The sequence below is a fragment of the uncultured Aquitalea sp. genome (assembly GCF_945957525.1).
Taxonomy (GTDB): domain Bacteria; phylum Pseudomonadota; class Gammaproteobacteria; order Burkholderiales; family Chromobacteriaceae; genus Aquitalea.
The window spans coordinates 58,858-73,281 of the sequence record NZ_CAMFLA010000002.1; the positions used below are offsets into that span (position 1 = coordinate 58,858).

Consider the following 14,424-nt stretch of genomic DNA (forward strand, 5'->3'; position numbering starts at 1 on the left):
ATAACCCGTCCGCACCCGATACAACACACATTACAGGGCTGCGGGACAAAGCAGGAACGACAAAGGAGTCACGAGCAATGACAATCCAAGAGAAACTGACCCGCTACCTTGACCAAGGGGTGGTGGGGTTCCCCGTCGCGCTGGCCAGTTCGGTGGGCGTGGTGATGGCCAGTCCGGTCATCCTCACCGTCACCAGCGGTTTCGGCATGGCGGGCAGCACCTTCGCGCTGGCCATGCTGATTGCCTGGATCATGATGCAGGCGCAGGCCACCACCTTTTCCGAGGCGGCTTCCATGCTGCCCACGTCCGGTGCGGTGTACGACTACATCTCCGGCGGCATGGGGCGCTTCTTTGCCATTACCGGCACCATCTCAGCTTATTTGCTGGTGCATGTGTTTGCCGGAACCGCCGAAACCATTCTCTCCGGCATCATGGCGCTGGTGAATTTCGAGCACCTCAACACCATGATGGAGAGCAGCGGCAGCTCCTGGCTGGTGGGGGTGGGGCTGGTGATCCTGTTTGGCGTGCTCAACGCGCTGGGCATCACCATTTTCGGCAAGGCCGAGATCATCCTGACCTTCGTGATGTGGGCCACCCTGACCGTGTTCGGCGTGATCGGCCTGATCAAGGCACCCGCGGTGAAGCTGGACGGCTGGTTTGGCAGCCCGCTGGATCTGTCCGACCCGTCCGGCGTACTCAGCCTGATCGGCATGGCCATGTTCATGTTTGTCGGTTTCGAGCTGGTGACGCCGCTGGCGCCAGAGCTGCGCAAGGCTGGCCGCAATATCCCGCTGGCCGCCCGGCTGGGCCTGACCGGCGTGGCAGTGACCATGTTTCTGTACGGCGCCGCCATGGTGCATCAGGTGGCCAATGTGCCGATGGACCCGAAAAATCCCGCCGGGCCGCATCTGCTGGATACGCCCATGGCCATCCCCGCTTTTGCCGATCAGGTGATGGGGCCGTTTGGCAAGATCTGGTTGGGTATCGGCCTGCTGTTCGCCGGCGCGGCCACCATCAATACGCTGATTGCCGCCTTGCCGCGCATTCTTTACGGCATGGCGCTGGACGGCGCGCTGCCGCGCTGCTTCACCTATCTGCATCCGCGCTTCAAAACACCGCTGTTCGGCATTTTGGTGGCAGTGGTGGTGCCCTGTGCTCACGCTTGGTATATCCATGGCGATCTCGACCGCATCATGCCGCTGGTGTTGGCGGCGGTGTGCGCCTGGGGGGTGGCCTACCTCTTGGTGAACATCTCCATTGTGCTGCTGCGTTTACGCCGGCCCGACTTCCCGCGCGCCTACCGCTCGCCCTGGTTCCCGCTGCCGCAGATCGTCGCCAGCGTGGGCATCCTGATCGCCATCTGGTTCATTACGCCGCCGGGCATGCATAGCCGCGATATCTACGTGCCGTTTGGCGTGATGCTGGGTTTTACCGCGCTGTATGCCTTGGTGTGGACCGTGTTTGTGCAGAAAGTGCATCCCTTCCGGCCAGTGGCGCTGGAAGCCATCCTGGAGGAGGAGTTCGGCAAGGCCGGCGGTCACGATTCGCTGATCAATGAGGAGATGAAGCGTGCGGCCTCGCTGGGTTGAGCGACTGGCACGCGCCGCGCCGCGCGGCTATCGCCCCGGCGCCACCTTGCGGCGGCTGCGACTGGAGCTGCGCGGCGTGGCTTGCGAGGAGGTGAGCGGCACCCGCCTGGATTGCCGCACCGATGATGGCCTGGCTTTTACGGTCTGCGAGCGAACGGAGGCGGTATTTCTCGCCCACACCGTTTGCTGCGAGTTCCGTCTGCCGCTGCCGCTGGCTTGCGCTGGCGAAGGTCGCATCGTAATCCGTCACCGGGGCATGCTGCGGCGGGAGGGGCTGATTTGTCAGGCGCAAGGCGCAGACATGGGCGAGTTGGCGGCGCTGGCGCGGCGATTGCAGCAAGACCATGCCTTGCAGGAGGCTTTGCTGCCGCTGGATTTTCGTTGCTGCGAGCTGCGCGTGGAAGACGGGTGCTGGCAACTGTGCATCGAGCACTTTGCCGCCAGCGAAGTGGTGACCAGCCTGCCGCCGATGCGCCGTTATTTGCGACTGCTCGACGAGCAGCGACTGGCCTTGCTGGCAGCTTTTCGGGCTTGCGGCAGGCTGGCGGCATAGAAACAACTGGCAGGAGGGAGCAAAGTCCCGACATGCCGGGGTTTTGGGTGTTTGACGCTCCCGCGCGCTTTCTGGTCAGAGCGTGGGGCTCTTGGCCGGGCAAGGCGGTGGTGGGAGTGAGTGAGAGGGCTGAGATGTTGCCTGAGCCAGTCTAAATACCAGGCTTTGCCGAGGCCTGCTCCACCTCACCCAAGGGCTTTGGCATCAACAAAAAGGCGCGGAATACCGCGCCTTTTTGTTGTGTGGGCCGAGCCCTCAGTCTTCGGCTTCGCTGCCGACAGGCGTGGCTTGTGGCGCCGGCAGCCGCTCCAGCTCCATCAGCAGGGTCAACAGCTGTTCCAGCTTGGCTTCGCCGAAGTGACGTTCGATCTGCTCATAGCAGGCGGCGGATTGCGGCGCGATTTCTTGCGTCAGACTGCGGCCCTCGGCCGATAGCGAGACGATCAACCGTCGACTGTCGGTTTTGTCCTTGCGCCGGTGAACCAAGCCGGCCTTTTCCATACGCACCAGAATGCCTGTCAGGCTGGGCGGCAGGATGCAGGCCAGATCGGCCACCATGCCGGCCTCCATCTCTCCGCGATCAGCCAGGAGGCGCAGGATGCGCCACTGTTGCTCGGTGAGTCCTCGGCTGTTGAGCAGGGGGCGGAAGTAGGCCATGACGGCTTCGCGTGCGCGCAGCAGGTGTTGCGGCAGTCGATGTTGATGCGGATTGGAGCGGTCCATGCGAGAAGGGAATAAACGGGAATGCTGAACATCTTAACAGTTATAAGGCTGGCAACAAAATTCTCCCGGGATCTTGTCTTTGAATAGCGGACAAGCCTTGCGGGCCTGGCCGGGTCAAGGCCTCAGCCAGGCCCGGGCGGATGACGCCTTATGCGTTGAGCCCGGCTGATTCAGGCCTTGCCGCGGCCTCATCCCTCTGGTGGATGCAGGTGCCGCGCGAGCTTGCCTAGACTGGCTTTTTCACGAAAAGAGGAGGCATGACATGAGCTTGCGCGATAAAACCATCATCGTCACCGGCGCCGGCACCGGTATCGGTGCGGCCTGCGTGGAAAGGTTTACCGAAGAGGGCGCGCGGCTGGTGCTGATAGGCCGTCGCGCCGCGCCCTTGCAGGCGCTGGCGTCCCGCTGCGATGGCCTTGCACTGGCCGGCGATGCCGCCAGCAGCGCGGACTGGGCGGATTTCATGCCGCACATCATGGCGCGGTTTGGCGGCGTGGACGGTCTGGTGGCCTGTGCCGGTGGGCTAGGCGAGGGCGCTGCGGAAGTGGTGGACGACGTTTCGTGGCATCAAGCCTTGCAGGCCAACCTGGGTACGGCGTTTGCCAGTGCGCGGGCGTGTCTGCCGGCGTTGCGGGAAAGCGGAGGCGCTATGGTGCTGTTGGCTTCCATCGCGGCGTTGGCGGCGGGGCCGGAGGTGTGCGCCTACGTCACTGGCAAACATGCGTTGCTGGGTTTGATGCGTTCACTGGCGGTGGACTACGGGCCGCAGGGGGTGCGGGTGAATGCGGTTTGCCCGGGTTGGGTGCGCACGCCGATGGCGGATGCGGAAATGGCGCCGTTGATGACGCGTCATGGCGACAGTCTGGAGGCGGCATATCGCAGGGTAACGGCGGATGTGCCGCTGCGTCGGCCGGCCGAGGCGCATGAAATCGCGGCGATCTGCCGTTTTCTCTTGTCGACCGAGTCCTCCATCATCCATGGGGCCGCTATCGTGGCCGATGGGGGCTCCAGCATTGTCGATGTGCCAACGCTGGCGTTCAGCCATTTGTGAGGTCGCCCAATCCGGCGCGGCAAAACAACAAGGCCCTTGCCAAGCAAGGGCCTTGTTGTTGTCGGGGCTTAGAGCGGCTGACAGATGCCTTGATGTTGCGTTGCGCCGTCCTGCCGGCCGCGAGCACGGCCAGCGTCGGCGCGCCTTGGTTCAGGGCCTCTGCGAGGTGTTGTTAGCGGCTCTTAGTCCAGCGTGGTTTCCGGCAGCGTGGCGCCGCCGTCCACGATCAGCGTCTGGCCGGTGATGTAGCCGGCCGAGTCCGAAGCGAGAAACACCATGGCCGAGGCGATGTCGGCGGGCTCGCCCAGCCGGCCCAGCGGCACGGCTCGCCCGATGGCGGCGTTCAGCGCCTCATCGCCCAGATTACCCATGGCCGGTGTGCGGATCATGCCGGGCTCCACGCCGTTGACGGTAATGCCTTGCGAAGCCAGCTCCAGCGCCGCGGCGCGGATGAAGCCGTTGACGCCGGCCTTGGACGCCGCGTAATGGCTGAGCCCGGGGTAGGCCACGCGCGGTCCGGTCACCGAGGAGGTGGCCAGAATCCGCCCGCCCGGACGGGGCAGCAAGGGCCGTGCCGCCTGCGTCAGCCAGAACAATGCGGCCAGATTGACGTCCAGCGTGCGGCGCAGGGTGGCTTCATCTAACTCTTCCAGCGGCCTTAGCGGGAAATAGCCGGCGTTGTGCACCAGGATGTCCAGTCGACCGCCCAGTTGCGCCGCTTGCGCCGGCAGCGCCAGGCATTGCTCTCGACTGGCCAGATCCGCCGGCAGCGCCAGCGCGCGCGCGCCTGCCGCCCGCAGGGCTTCGGCGGCGGCTTCCGCCTTGTCGGCTTGCAGGTCGGCAATCGCCACCTGCGCGCCGTGGGCGGCGAAAGCGCGGCAGATGCCCAAGCCTATGCCTTGCGCGCCGCCGGTGACCAGCACCGTGCGGCCGCTGAAGTCGGCGCGCAGCCCGCAGTCGCGCAATAAACCGGCGCGGCTCATGTCAGTTGGTGCCGGGTGAGGTTGAGCACTTGCGCGCTGGCGCCTACCGCAAAATTAGACAGCGCGCCGAAATCACCACCTTGATAGCCGACGATTTTGCCGTCGGTCTTGCCTTGCGCAAGATCGATCAGCACCACGCCCAGCGTGGGGATGATTTTCTCTCGCCAGACAAACAGGTACAGGGCTTCGGCCAACTTGATGTAGTGGCATCGATCCACGTCGGCCAGGCCTTGCTCTACGCCCTGCAGGCATTGCCAGGCATAAAAATTGTTGTTGAGGTAAACATGTTCGTAGCACTCGGTGCGGCTGTAGCGATACTGATTGCGCATGCCCACCAATTCGGTGGTGGCATGGTGCAAGGCGTCGTCTTGCGCCGGCGGGCGGCCAACCACGCCGTGGACGAAGTCGGCTTGCACGGCGGTCAGCTCCATGCCGCGCGCCACGCGGGTAAACGGGTCGATGCGGGTGTCAGCCTCGTCCGGCATGCGGCCGTCGACAAGGGTGAACAGCCCGCGCGCCGCATCCAGCACCACAGATACCGAGGCGCCAACCGGCGCGGGCGGCAGGAAATCGATCAGATAGATGCCCTCCCGCAAACTGGTGACGCGGCTGTCGGCCTCCAGCGGCGCCGAACCCGGCGCGGTCCAGCAGAGCTAGTCATTGCTCAGCAGTTGCAGCCGATAGCATTCGCCGCCTTCGGCAAACAGCTCAAAGGCGCGGCCGGTCAGCTCGTGACGGGCAGGCAAGGTGTTGTTGTCCGGGGCGAAGCCATCAGCCAGCGCGCCTACCTGAATGAAAACAGGTTGTTGGGTCATGTGCGGGTCTCCTTGTGTGCGAAAGCGCGTCCGCCGCTGCAAGGCGGGCAGGGCAACAAGCGCTGCCAGCACTGTATGCGTCGCCGCCGGGCCGGCCCATCGTCCGGAGGGATGAGGCCGGTTTGCCGGATTGCGACCCGTGTTTGCGGCGGCGCGGCGTGGGCGTTGCCAAGTCATCGGATGATTCATACAATGCCGCCGCTCATGGCGTAGTGCGCCCGCCGCTTGCGGCGAGCGAGTCAGAATGGAATATCCCGACGCCGCCTCGGTGCAGGCGCGCATCCCGACGGACCTCGGTCCCCGCTGTCGCCCGAGCCGCCCGGTCTTGCCGGTGCGGTCGCTTCCCCACAAGTCATCCTGAATGAGAAAAAAATGAAAACCACCATGTCATGCCTGACGGGCCTTGCGCTGTCCGTCGCTGCTGTTTGCGTCCAGGCCAAGGACTTCGCTCCGGCAGTTATCTATGATCAGGCCGGCAAGTTCGACAAGAGCTTCAACGAGGCCGCCTTCAATGGCGCAGAGCGTTTCCGCAAGGAAACCGGCCTTGCCTATCGCGAAGGGCAGGTCAGCAACGACGCGCAAAAAGAGCAGATGCTGCGCAATATGGCGCGCAAGGGCGCGGACATTGTGGTGGCCGTGGGTTTCGCCTATACCCAGCCGGTGGAAACCGTGGCCAAAGAATTCCCCAAGGTGAAGTTCACCCTGATCGATGCCGTGGCCAAGGGCACCAATGTGCAGAGCATCGCCTTCAAGGAGCAGGAAGGCTCCTTCCTGGTAGGCATGCTGGCGGCCATGAAGAGCAAGAGCGGCAAGGTGGGTTACATCGGCGGCATGGACGTGCCGCTGATTCGCGCCTTTGGTTGCGGCTATGCGCAGGGCGCGCGTTACGCCAGACCCAAGGCCGAACTGATGCAGAACATGATCGGTACTACTCACGCCGCCTTCAACGACCCCTCGCGCGGCGCGGAACTAGCCAAAAGTCAGCTTGACCGTGGCGCAGACGTCATTTTTGCTGCAGCGGCGCTCTCCAATATGGGCGTGATCCAGTCGGTGAAAACGGGCAAGGCGCTGTATGTGGGCGTGGACAGCAATCAGAATTACCTCGCCCCGGGCGTGGTGCTGACCTCCATGGTCAAGCGGGTGGACAACGCGGTGTACCAGACGCTGATGGACGCGAAAAAAGGCAGCTGGAAGCCGGAAGTAAAACTGATGGGCCTGAAGGAGGGCGGCGTGGATTGGGCGCTGGATCAGTACAATCGCCCGCTGGTAACGCCGCAAATGGAAAAGACCGTGCAGCAGGCGCGTCAGGACATCATCAGCGGCAAGATCAAGGTGGTGGACTACCGCGTGGCCAACAGCTGCCCGGTAAAGTGATGCCGTTGAGGCTCGCCGCTTGACGCCATCCGGCGGCCAGGGTTGGCCGAAGGCAGTCGGAACCCGCAAGAAAGCCATCCCTCGGGATGGCTTTTTTTATGCGCGGTAGAGGGGGATGCGGCTCAGATGTCGCCGCCGGTCTCCAGCACGAAACGCGCCTTGTCGTCGCGGCCCAGCGTTTTCACCAGCCAGGGCATGACCTCGCGCAGCGTGGCGGGCAGGGTCCAGGGCGCATTCAGGATGAACATGCCGCTGCCGTACATGCCAAAGCCGTCGGCGGCCGGCGCCTCTACGTGCAACTCGGCGCGCACCCAGTTTTTGGCATCCAGCTTCTGCAAGGCCTTGGGCAGCTCTTTCATCTCCGCGCGCTGCAGGCAGGGGTACCACACCGCATACACGCCGGTGGCGAAACGCTTCAGGCTTTCTTTCAGCGCGGTGACCACGTGCTGATAGTCGCGCTTGTCTTCATAGGGCGGGTCGATCAGCACCAGGCCGCGGCGCGGCGGCGGCGGCAGGATCGCCTTGATGCCCTCGAAACCATTGGCTTGCTGTATCTGCACCCGGCGGCCCTGGCCGGCGAAAGTCTGGTCAAGCAGAGCGAAGTCGGTGGGATGCAGTTCGAACAGGCGCAGCTTGTCGCGCTCAGGCATCACGTCGGCGGCGCACCAGGGGGAGCCGGGGTAGTAACGCAGCTTGCCGTCGGGGTTGATCTTGCGCACCACTTCCACATAGGCGGCCACCGCCGGTGGCAGGTCGTCGCGATCCCACAGTCGGGCGATGCCGGTTTCGAACTCGGCATTGCGCGTGGCGTAGCCCTCTTGCAGGGAATAACCGCCGGCGCCGGCGTGGGTGTCGATATACCAGTAAGGCTTTTCTTTCTGCCCCAGATAATTGAGCAGTTCGATCTCGATCAGGTGTTTGAGCACGTCGGCGTGGTTGCCGGCGTGAAAGGCGTGGCGGTAGCTCAGCATGGTGTGGTCTTGATGGGCAATGGCGAATTGTAGCGCAGAAACAGCCGCTCCCCGCTCCGCGCGCGTCTGGCGGCGGGGCTGGGCCAGGCTTGGAACCGCTGGGAAACCTCGCAGACCCCCTGAGCCAAGACGCGCCAGCGCAGGCAGTACATGGCGTGCGACGAGGGGGTGCAGCGCAGGATCAGGGCTTTGTTGGTGGGTCCTGGTCGGCAGCCCCATCGGCTGGAGACAGCCAGCCTTCGGCCAACGTTGCTTCCCAAGCGAAACGGCGCACGATGCCGGCAAAGTCGCCGTCCAGCGGCGCGCGCAGGGTGAGGCGTTCGCCGCTGTAAGGATGGGTGAACGCGGTTTCCACGCAAGCCAGCAGCATGCGCCGGCTGTCCAGATGCTCGGCAAAGTAGCGATTGTGCACGCCCTTGCCGTAGGTGGCATCGCCGATGATGGGGTGGGCGATGTGCTTGAGATGCCGGCGCAACTGGTGGCGGCGGCCGGTAAGCGGGCTCAGCGCCATCAGCGCGTAACGACTGGCGGGGTAGCGGTCCACCATGACCGGCAACTCCACGTTCGCCAGCGTGCGGTAGTCGGTCACGGCCGACTGCGCTTCGGCGCCGGCTCTGTCGCCTCGCCATTCGCGGTCGTCGCGTTGGCGGGTGAGCGCGTGGTCGATGCGACCTGCCGCCGGCGGATGGCCGCGAACCACCGCCAGGTAGGTCTTGTCGATTTTCTGTTGCTCGAATAGGGCACCCATTTCGCGGGCCGCATCCTTGTCCAGCGCAAAAAGCAAGATGCCCGACGTGCCCTTGTCCAGCCGGTGGGCGGCGTAAACGTGTTGCCCGATCTGGTCGCGCAGCATTTGCACGGCGAAGCGGGTTTCGTGGCGGTCGATTTCGGAGCGGTGCACCAAAAGCCCTGCGGGCTTGTGGATGGCGATCAGCCGCTCGTCGCGGTAAAGAATGGGCAGCATGGACGGGGTTTGCAGGGCAGGGGCGGCGATTGTAGGCCTATCGGCCTGGCTTGGGTAGCGGCAAGGTGTGGCGTGAATGCCGCAACGTGGCTGAATCGCTACAGCTTTATATGAAGAAATCCGACCGGTTTGTCGGAGATCAGCAAGTAAGGGACCAGGAGTGGAGATACTTGGCCGCGCTGTCTTCTGCTGCATAAGCAGATTGTCATATCCTGTTGCGTGACGTGCTATAACGCCATGGCTGTGCCGGTAAACCCCTCTTCCTGTTGCAAAAAACGCCTTGGCTTGTCAAGCGAGGTATGGCTTTGCGACAAGGTATTTCAAAGTGGAGAGGAAATGGTTTACAGCATTTTTTCACGTCATTACAATTCGCCGCGCTCACCATGAACGGCGTCCCGACAACGACGACGACCGACGGTTCCGCTGAGGGTGCCGGAACCGATGGCCGGGCCAGTTTCAGGGCGTACCGGCGCATGCCATCCGCGGCCGGCGCGCCCAGCCGGAAGACAGGGGCTTCCTGCCCGCGAGCGGGCTACCGTCCGTTTGCGCGGATTAACCAACAAAACCAAGAGTTGATATAGAGATGAACATCCAATTGAAACGCGTAAGCGTCGCTGTGGCTATGTCCATGCTGGCCGGCGCGGCCATCGCCAAGGACTTCACCCCTGCCGTGGTCTACGACCAGGCCGGCAAATACGACAAGAGCTTCAACGAAGCCGCCTTCAACGGCGCAGAGCGCTTCAAGAAGGAATTCAAGATCAGCTATCGCGAAGGCACCATCGCTTCCGAAGCCCAGAAAGAACAGCTGCTGCGCAACCTGGCGCGCAAGGATGCCGATCTGGTGGTGTCCGTAGGCTTCTCCTTCACCCAGGCCGTGGAAACCGTGGCCAAGGAATTCCCCAAGGTGAAGTTCACCATCATCGACTCCGTGGCCAAGGGCCCGAACGTACAGAGCATCGTGTTCAAGGAACAGGAAGGCTCCTTCCTGGTGGGCATGGCCGCCGCCATGGCGTCCAAGTCGGGCAAGGTGGGCTTTATCGGCGGCATGGATGTGCCGCTGATCCGCGCTTTCGGCTGCGGTTACGTGCAGGGCGTGAAGTACGTGAACAAGAAGGATGAAGTCATCCAGAACATGACCGGCACCACCCCGCAGGCCTTCAACGACCCGGCGCGCGGCACCGAACTGGCCAAGAGCCAGTTTGATCGCGGCGTCGACGTGGTGTTCGCCGCCGCCGGCGGCACGGGTCTTGGCGTGTTGCAAGCCGCCAAGACTGCCGGCAAGTATTCCGTGGGCGTGGACAGCAACCAGAACCACTTGTATCCGGGCTCTGTGCTGACCTCCATGGTCAAGCGCGTGGACAATGCCGTGTACGACGCCTTCAAGTCCGCCAAGGACGGCAGCTGGAAGCCTGAAGTGAAGGTGATGGGCCTGAAGGAAGGCGGCGTGGATTGGGCGCTGGACGCCAACAACCGCAAGCTGGTCTCCGCCGACATGGAGAAAAAGATCAATGCCGCCAAGAAGGACATCATCGGCGGCAAGATCAAGGTCGTGGACTACCGCGCCGGCAACAGCTGCCCGGTGCAATAAATCCGAGGCATGACGCGTCCCTGAGTCCGCTTCGGGGAACAACAGGCACGATGGCGCTGGCTATCGTGCCTGTTTGATTCTATGGGCGGCGGGGATTCTTGAAACCGGGGAAACATTACGCATGACCGAGTTCGCCATCGAGCTGATTGGCATCAGCAAACGTTTCGGCACGGTGCTGGCCAACAGCGATGTGTCGATGAAGATCGCCAGGGGCTCCATCCACGGCATCATCGGTGAGAACGGCGCGGGCAAATCCACCCTGATGAGCATTCTGTACGGCTATTACCAGGCCGACAGCGGCGACATCAAGGTCAACGGGCAGGACGTCCGCATCCGCAACAGCCAGGAAGCCATCAATCTGGGCATCGGCATGGTGCATCAGCATTTTATGCTGGTGGACACCTTTACCGTGCTGGAAAACATCGTACTGGGCGCCGAAGGCGGCCTGGTGCTGCAGCAGGGCATGGAACAGGCGCGCGAGCACCTGAAACAGCTCAACCGCGACTACTCACTGGAAGTGGACCCGGACGCCGTGGTGGGCGATCTGGGTGTGGGCTTGCAGCAGCGCGTGGAAATCCTCAAGGCGCTGTACCGCGGCGCCGACGTGCTGATTCTGGACGAACCCACTGCCGTGCTCACGCCGCAGGAAGCCGACCATCTGTTCCGCATCCTGCGCGCGCTCAAGGAGCAGGGCAAGACGGTGATCCTTATCACCCACAAGCTGCGTGAGGTGATGGACATTACCGACGGTGTCACCGTGATGCGCGCCGGCACGGTGGTAGGCAATGTAGTGACCGCCGACGTGGACAAGGAAAAGCTGGCCGACCTGATGGTGGGCCGCAAGGTCACGCTGAAAGTGGACAAGGCCGCCGCCAAACCCGGCGCTGCGGTGCTGGACGTGCGCGGCCTGGGGCTGACCGACGAACGCGGCGTGAAGCTGCTGGACAAGCTGGACTTCCAGGTGCGCGCCGGCGAAATCGTCGGCATCGCCGGCGTGTCGGGCAACGGTCAGTCTGAATTGCTGGAAGTGCTGGCCGGCATGCTGGAGCCTACCGAGGGCGAGATCCGTTACAAGGGCGAAGATCTGGCGAAAACGCGCTCAGGTTTGCCGAAGGCCGCCGCCTGGCGCCGCAAGGGCATTGCCCATGTGCCGGAAGACCGTTCGCGCGAGGGCTTGGTAAAGGCGTTCTCCACCTTCGAAAACGCCATTCTGGGTTACCAGGGCGACAAGAGCCTGAGCCGCCGCGGTTTGTTTTCGCGCAAGGCGCTGCTGGCGCGCACGCGCGAGTTCATCAGCCAGTTCGACATCCGGCCGGGCAACCCGCTGCTGCGCGTGGGCCTGCTGTCCGGCGGCAACCAGCAGAAGGTGGTGCTGGCGCGCGAAATCCACGCCAATCCGGACTTGCTGCTGATTGGCCAGCCGACGCGCGGCGTTGATATCGGCGCGATCGAATTCATTCACAAACGCCTGGTGCAATTGCGCGACCAAGGCAAAGCCATTCTGCTGGTGTCGGTAGAGCTGGACGAAATTCTGGCGCTGTCCGACCGCATCCTGGTGATGGCGGGTGGTCAGATCACGGGCGAAGTATCGGCGGAAGAAGCCGATACCGTCTCGCTGGGTCTGTTGATGGGGGGGCACAAGCATTGAAATTCGGACAACCGTCCACGTTGCCGCGCTGGGCGCAACTTACCGTACTGCCGGCGCTTAACCTGATGGCCGCGCTGCTGGTGACCGGTCTGGTGACCTGGTTTATCGGCGAAGACCCGTGGGAATGTCTCAAATTGCTGGTGCACGGCGCATTCGGCTACGGCGAAGGCATAGGCTACACGCTGTTCTACACCACAGGCTTCATCTTCACCGGCCTTGCGGTAGCCACGGCCTTTCATGCCGGGCTGTTCAACATCGGCGGCGAAGGGCAGGCGTATCTGGCCGGCCTCGGCGTCACGCTGGTGGTGCTGGCGTTCGATCACACCTTGCCGCCGATAGTGCTGGTGCCGCTGTGCATCCTCGCCGCCATGGGCTTTGGCGCTGCCTGGGCTTTCATCCCGGGCTGGCTGCAGGCGCGTCGCGGCAGCCACATCGTGGTCACCACCATCATGTTCAACTTCATCGCCTATTCGCTGATGTTGTACCTGATTGGTCATCATCTGATCGAAGCCGGTTCGCAAAACCCCACCACGCGCGAGTTTGGCCAGAACGCCTGGATTCCGGCGCTGCACCAAGTGGCCGCCGGTATGGGCGTCACCCTGCCCAGCACGCCGCTCAACCTCACTTTCGTGATGGCGCTGCTGGCTTGCGCTTTGTTCTACCTCATCGTGTGGCATAGCCGCTGGGGCTTCCAGCTGCGCACGGTCGGCGTGAATGAAAGCGCCGCCCGCTATGCCGGCATGGATGTAGGTAAAACCATCATCATCGCCATGTGCGTGTCCGGCGCCTTGTCCGGCTTTGCCGCCATCAACGAATTGCTGGGCTCCACGCACCGCATGAACGTTGCCTTCACCAACGGCGTGGGTTTTGTCGGCATCGCCGTGGCGCTGATGGGGCGCAACCATCCGGTGGGCATCATCCTGTCGGCCTTGCTGTTCGGCGCGCTGACGCAGGGCGGTCTGGAGCTGTCGTTTGAGAAGCCGGTCATCACCCGCGAGATGATCATCTTCATCCAGGGCCTGATCATCCTCTTCTGCGGCGCGCTGGAAAACCTTTTCGAGCCCTTCATCGCCGGCCTGTTCAAGCGCAAGGACGACAAGTAAATGGAACAGTTATTCAGTCTGCTTGATTCCACCATTCGTGTGGCCACGCCGCTGATTCTGGCGGCCATGGCCGGCATGTTCTCCGAACGCTCAGGCGTGGTGGACATCGGTCTGGAAGGCAAGATGCTGATTGCCGCCTTTGCCTCGGCGGCGGCGGCCTTCACCACCGGTTCGCCGTGGATCGGCATGCTGGCCGGCATCATGGCCTCGGTGAGCATGGCCATGGTGCATGCCTTCGTATCGGTAACTTATAACGGCAACCAGCTCATTTCCGGCATGGCCATCAACACCATTGCCTCCGGCATCACGCCAGTGCTGGGGCTGGCCTGGTTCCAGCAGGGCGGCAACTCGCCGCAACTGCCGGACGAAGCGCGCTTCCATGAAATCACGCTGCCGTTTGCCGATGCGCTGCGCGATGTGCCGGTGCTGGGGCAGGTGTACAGCAAGCTTATTTCCGGTCACAGCATTCTGGTGTACCTCACTGTGCTGATCATTCCGCTGGTGAGCTGGGTGGTGTACAAGAGCCGCTTCGGCCTGCGCCTGCGCGCAGTCGGCGAGAACCCGCACGCGGCGGATACCGCCGGCGTATCGGTGGCGCGCGTGCGCTACATCAGCCTGTTCTGGGGGGGCGTGCTGTGCGGTATGGCTGGTACCTTCCTGTCGGTGTACCAAACCGGTTCCTTCATCAAGGAAATGACCGCCGGCAAGGGCTTCCTTGCGCTGGCGGCGCTGATCTTCGGCAAATGGCGTCCGGTGCCGGCAGTGATTGGCTGCCTGTTGTTCGCTTTTGCCGACGCTGTGCAGATTCGTCTGGAAGGCGTGGCCATCCCCGGCATTGGCCAGATTCCCTCGCAAGCCATCAGCGTGATTCCTTACGTGCTGACAGTGCTGCTGCTGGCTGGTTTTGTCGGCCGCGCGGTGGCGCCCAAGGCCATTGGCGTGCCTTTCGTCAAATCGCGCTGAGCGGCATGGCGTTCATGCAGCATCAAGGCCGGCCATGCCGGCCTTTTTCTTGCGCCCGGGCTGGCTGTCCTTTCTGCTTGCGCTACACTGTGGAACACG

General features: G+C 63.2%; 13 protein-coding genes and 1 pseudogene. 8 read left to right on the forward strand and 6 right to left on the reverse strand.

Annotated features, from left to right (window positions below; genetic code table 11):
- Positions 1-77: 77 nt before the first annotated feature.
- On the forward strand, positions 78-1,589 hold the full coding sequence (locus Q0P52_RS02015) for an APC family permease (protein WP_293764714.1): 1,512 nt from the start codon (positions 78-80) through the stop codon (positions 1,587-1,589).
- Positions 1,570-2,142: a DUF3156 family protein gene (locus Q0P52_RS02020; protein ID WP_293764717.1), complete on the forward strand. Its 573-nt coding sequence runs from the start codon at positions 1,570-1,572 to the stop codon at positions 2,140-2,142. The genes Q0P52_RS02015 and Q0P52_RS02020 overlap by 20 nt, the downstream gene beginning before the upstream one ends.
- 255 nt (positions 2,143-2,397) lie before the next feature.
- Here Q0P52_RS02020 and hpaR read toward each other — a convergent pair whose 3' ends face one another.
- Positions 2,398-2,865, reverse strand: a complete 468-nt coding sequence (gene hpaR / locus Q0P52_RS02025; RefSeq protein ID WP_293764719.1) for a homoprotocatechuate degradation operon regulator HpaR — start codon at positions 2,863-2,865, stop codon at positions 2,398-2,400.
- A 262-nt stretch (positions 2,866-3,127) separates the two neighbouring features.
- Between hpaR and Q0P52_RS02030 the strand changes: the two genes are divergently transcribed.
- Entirely contained in the window at positions 3,128-3,916 is a 789-nt protein-coding gene (locus Q0P52_RS02030) for an SDR family oxidoreductase (protein WP_293764722.1), read from the forward strand.
- Between the two features lie 182 nt (positions 3,917-4,098).
- Here the strand turns inward: Q0P52_RS02030 and Q0P52_RS02035 are convergent, their stop codons facing one another.
- The 3 genes and pseudogenes from Q0P52_RS02035 to Q0P52_RS19320 form a co-directional block, all read right to left on the reverse strand.
- On the reverse strand, positions 4,099-4,899 hold the full coding sequence (locus Q0P52_RS02035) for an SDR family oxidoreductase (protein ID WP_293764723.1): 801 nt from the start codon (positions 4,897-4,899) through the stop codon (positions 4,099-4,101).
- Positions 4,896-5,384 carry a MoaF C-terminal domain-containing protein gene (locus tag Q0P52_RS02040; RefSeq protein ID WP_366061713.1) on the reverse strand — a complete coding sequence of 163 codons (489 nt, stop codon included), beginning with the start codon at positions 5,382-5,384 and terminating at the stop codon, positions 4,896-4,898. The genes Q0P52_RS02035 and Q0P52_RS02040 overlap by 4 nt, the downstream gene beginning before the upstream one ends.
- Before the next feature lie 3 nt (positions 5,385-5,387).
- Positions 5,388-5,996: pseudogene (locus tag Q0P52_RS19320) on the reverse strand (MoaF N-terminal domain-containing protein); the annotation flags it as partial.
- A gap of 90 nt (positions 5,997-6,086) precedes the next feature.
- Here Q0P52_RS19320 and Q0P52_RS02050 point away from each other — a divergent pair.
- A complete protein-coding gene (locus Q0P52_RS02050; RefSeq protein ID WP_293764725.1) occupies positions 6,087-7,088 on the forward strand; it encodes a BMP family ABC transporter substrate-binding protein in 1,002 nt (333 codons plus the stop codon).
- A 122-nt stretch (positions 7,089-7,210) separates the two neighbouring features.
- Here Q0P52_RS02050 and rlmJ read toward each other — a convergent pair whose 3' ends face one another.
- A complete protein-coding gene (rlmJ, locus tag Q0P52_RS02055; protein WP_293764728.1) occupies positions 7,211-8,059 on the reverse strand; it encodes a 23S rRNA (adenine(2030)-N(6))-methyltransferase RlmJ in 849 nt (282 codons plus the stop codon).
- A gap of 181 nt (positions 8,060-8,240) precedes the next feature.
- Positions 8,241-9,023, reverse strand: a complete 783-nt coding sequence (locus tag Q0P52_RS02060) for a tRNA pseudouridine(65) synthase TruC (protein WP_293764731.1) — start codon at positions 9,021-9,023, stop codon at positions 8,241-8,243.
- Between the two features lie 583 nt (positions 9,024-9,606).
- Between Q0P52_RS02060 and Q0P52_RS02065 the strand changes: the two genes are divergently transcribed.
- The 4 genes from Q0P52_RS02065 (at position 9,607) to Q0P52_RS02080 (ending at position 14,325) form a co-directional block, all read left to right on the forward strand.
- Positions 9,607-10,611: a BMP family ABC transporter substrate-binding protein gene (locus tag Q0P52_RS02065; protein WP_293764734.1), complete on the forward strand. Its 1,005-nt coding sequence runs from the start codon at positions 9,607-9,609 to the stop codon at positions 10,609-10,611.
- 121 nt (positions 10,612-10,732) lie between these two features.
- Positions 10,733-12,259 (forward strand): ABC transporter ATP-binding protein, encoded by a 1,527-nt coding sequence (locus Q0P52_RS02070; RefSeq protein WP_293764736.1) that lies wholly within the window; start codon positions 10,733-10,735, stop codon positions 12,257-12,259.
- The gene (locus Q0P52_RS02075; RefSeq protein ID WP_293764739.1) at positions 12,256-13,362 is read left to right on the forward strand and encodes an ABC transporter permease; all 1,107 of its coding nucleotides are present in this window, start codon (positions 12,256-12,258) and stop codon (positions 13,360-13,362) included. The genes Q0P52_RS02070 and Q0P52_RS02075 overlap by 4 nt, the downstream gene beginning before the upstream one ends.
- The gene (locus tag Q0P52_RS02080; protein WP_293764741.1) at positions 13,363-14,325 is read left to right on the forward strand and encodes an ABC transporter permease; all 963 of its coding nucleotides are present in this window, start codon (positions 13,363-13,365) and stop codon (positions 14,323-14,325) included.
- Positions 14,326-14,424 lie beyond the last annotated feature (99 nt).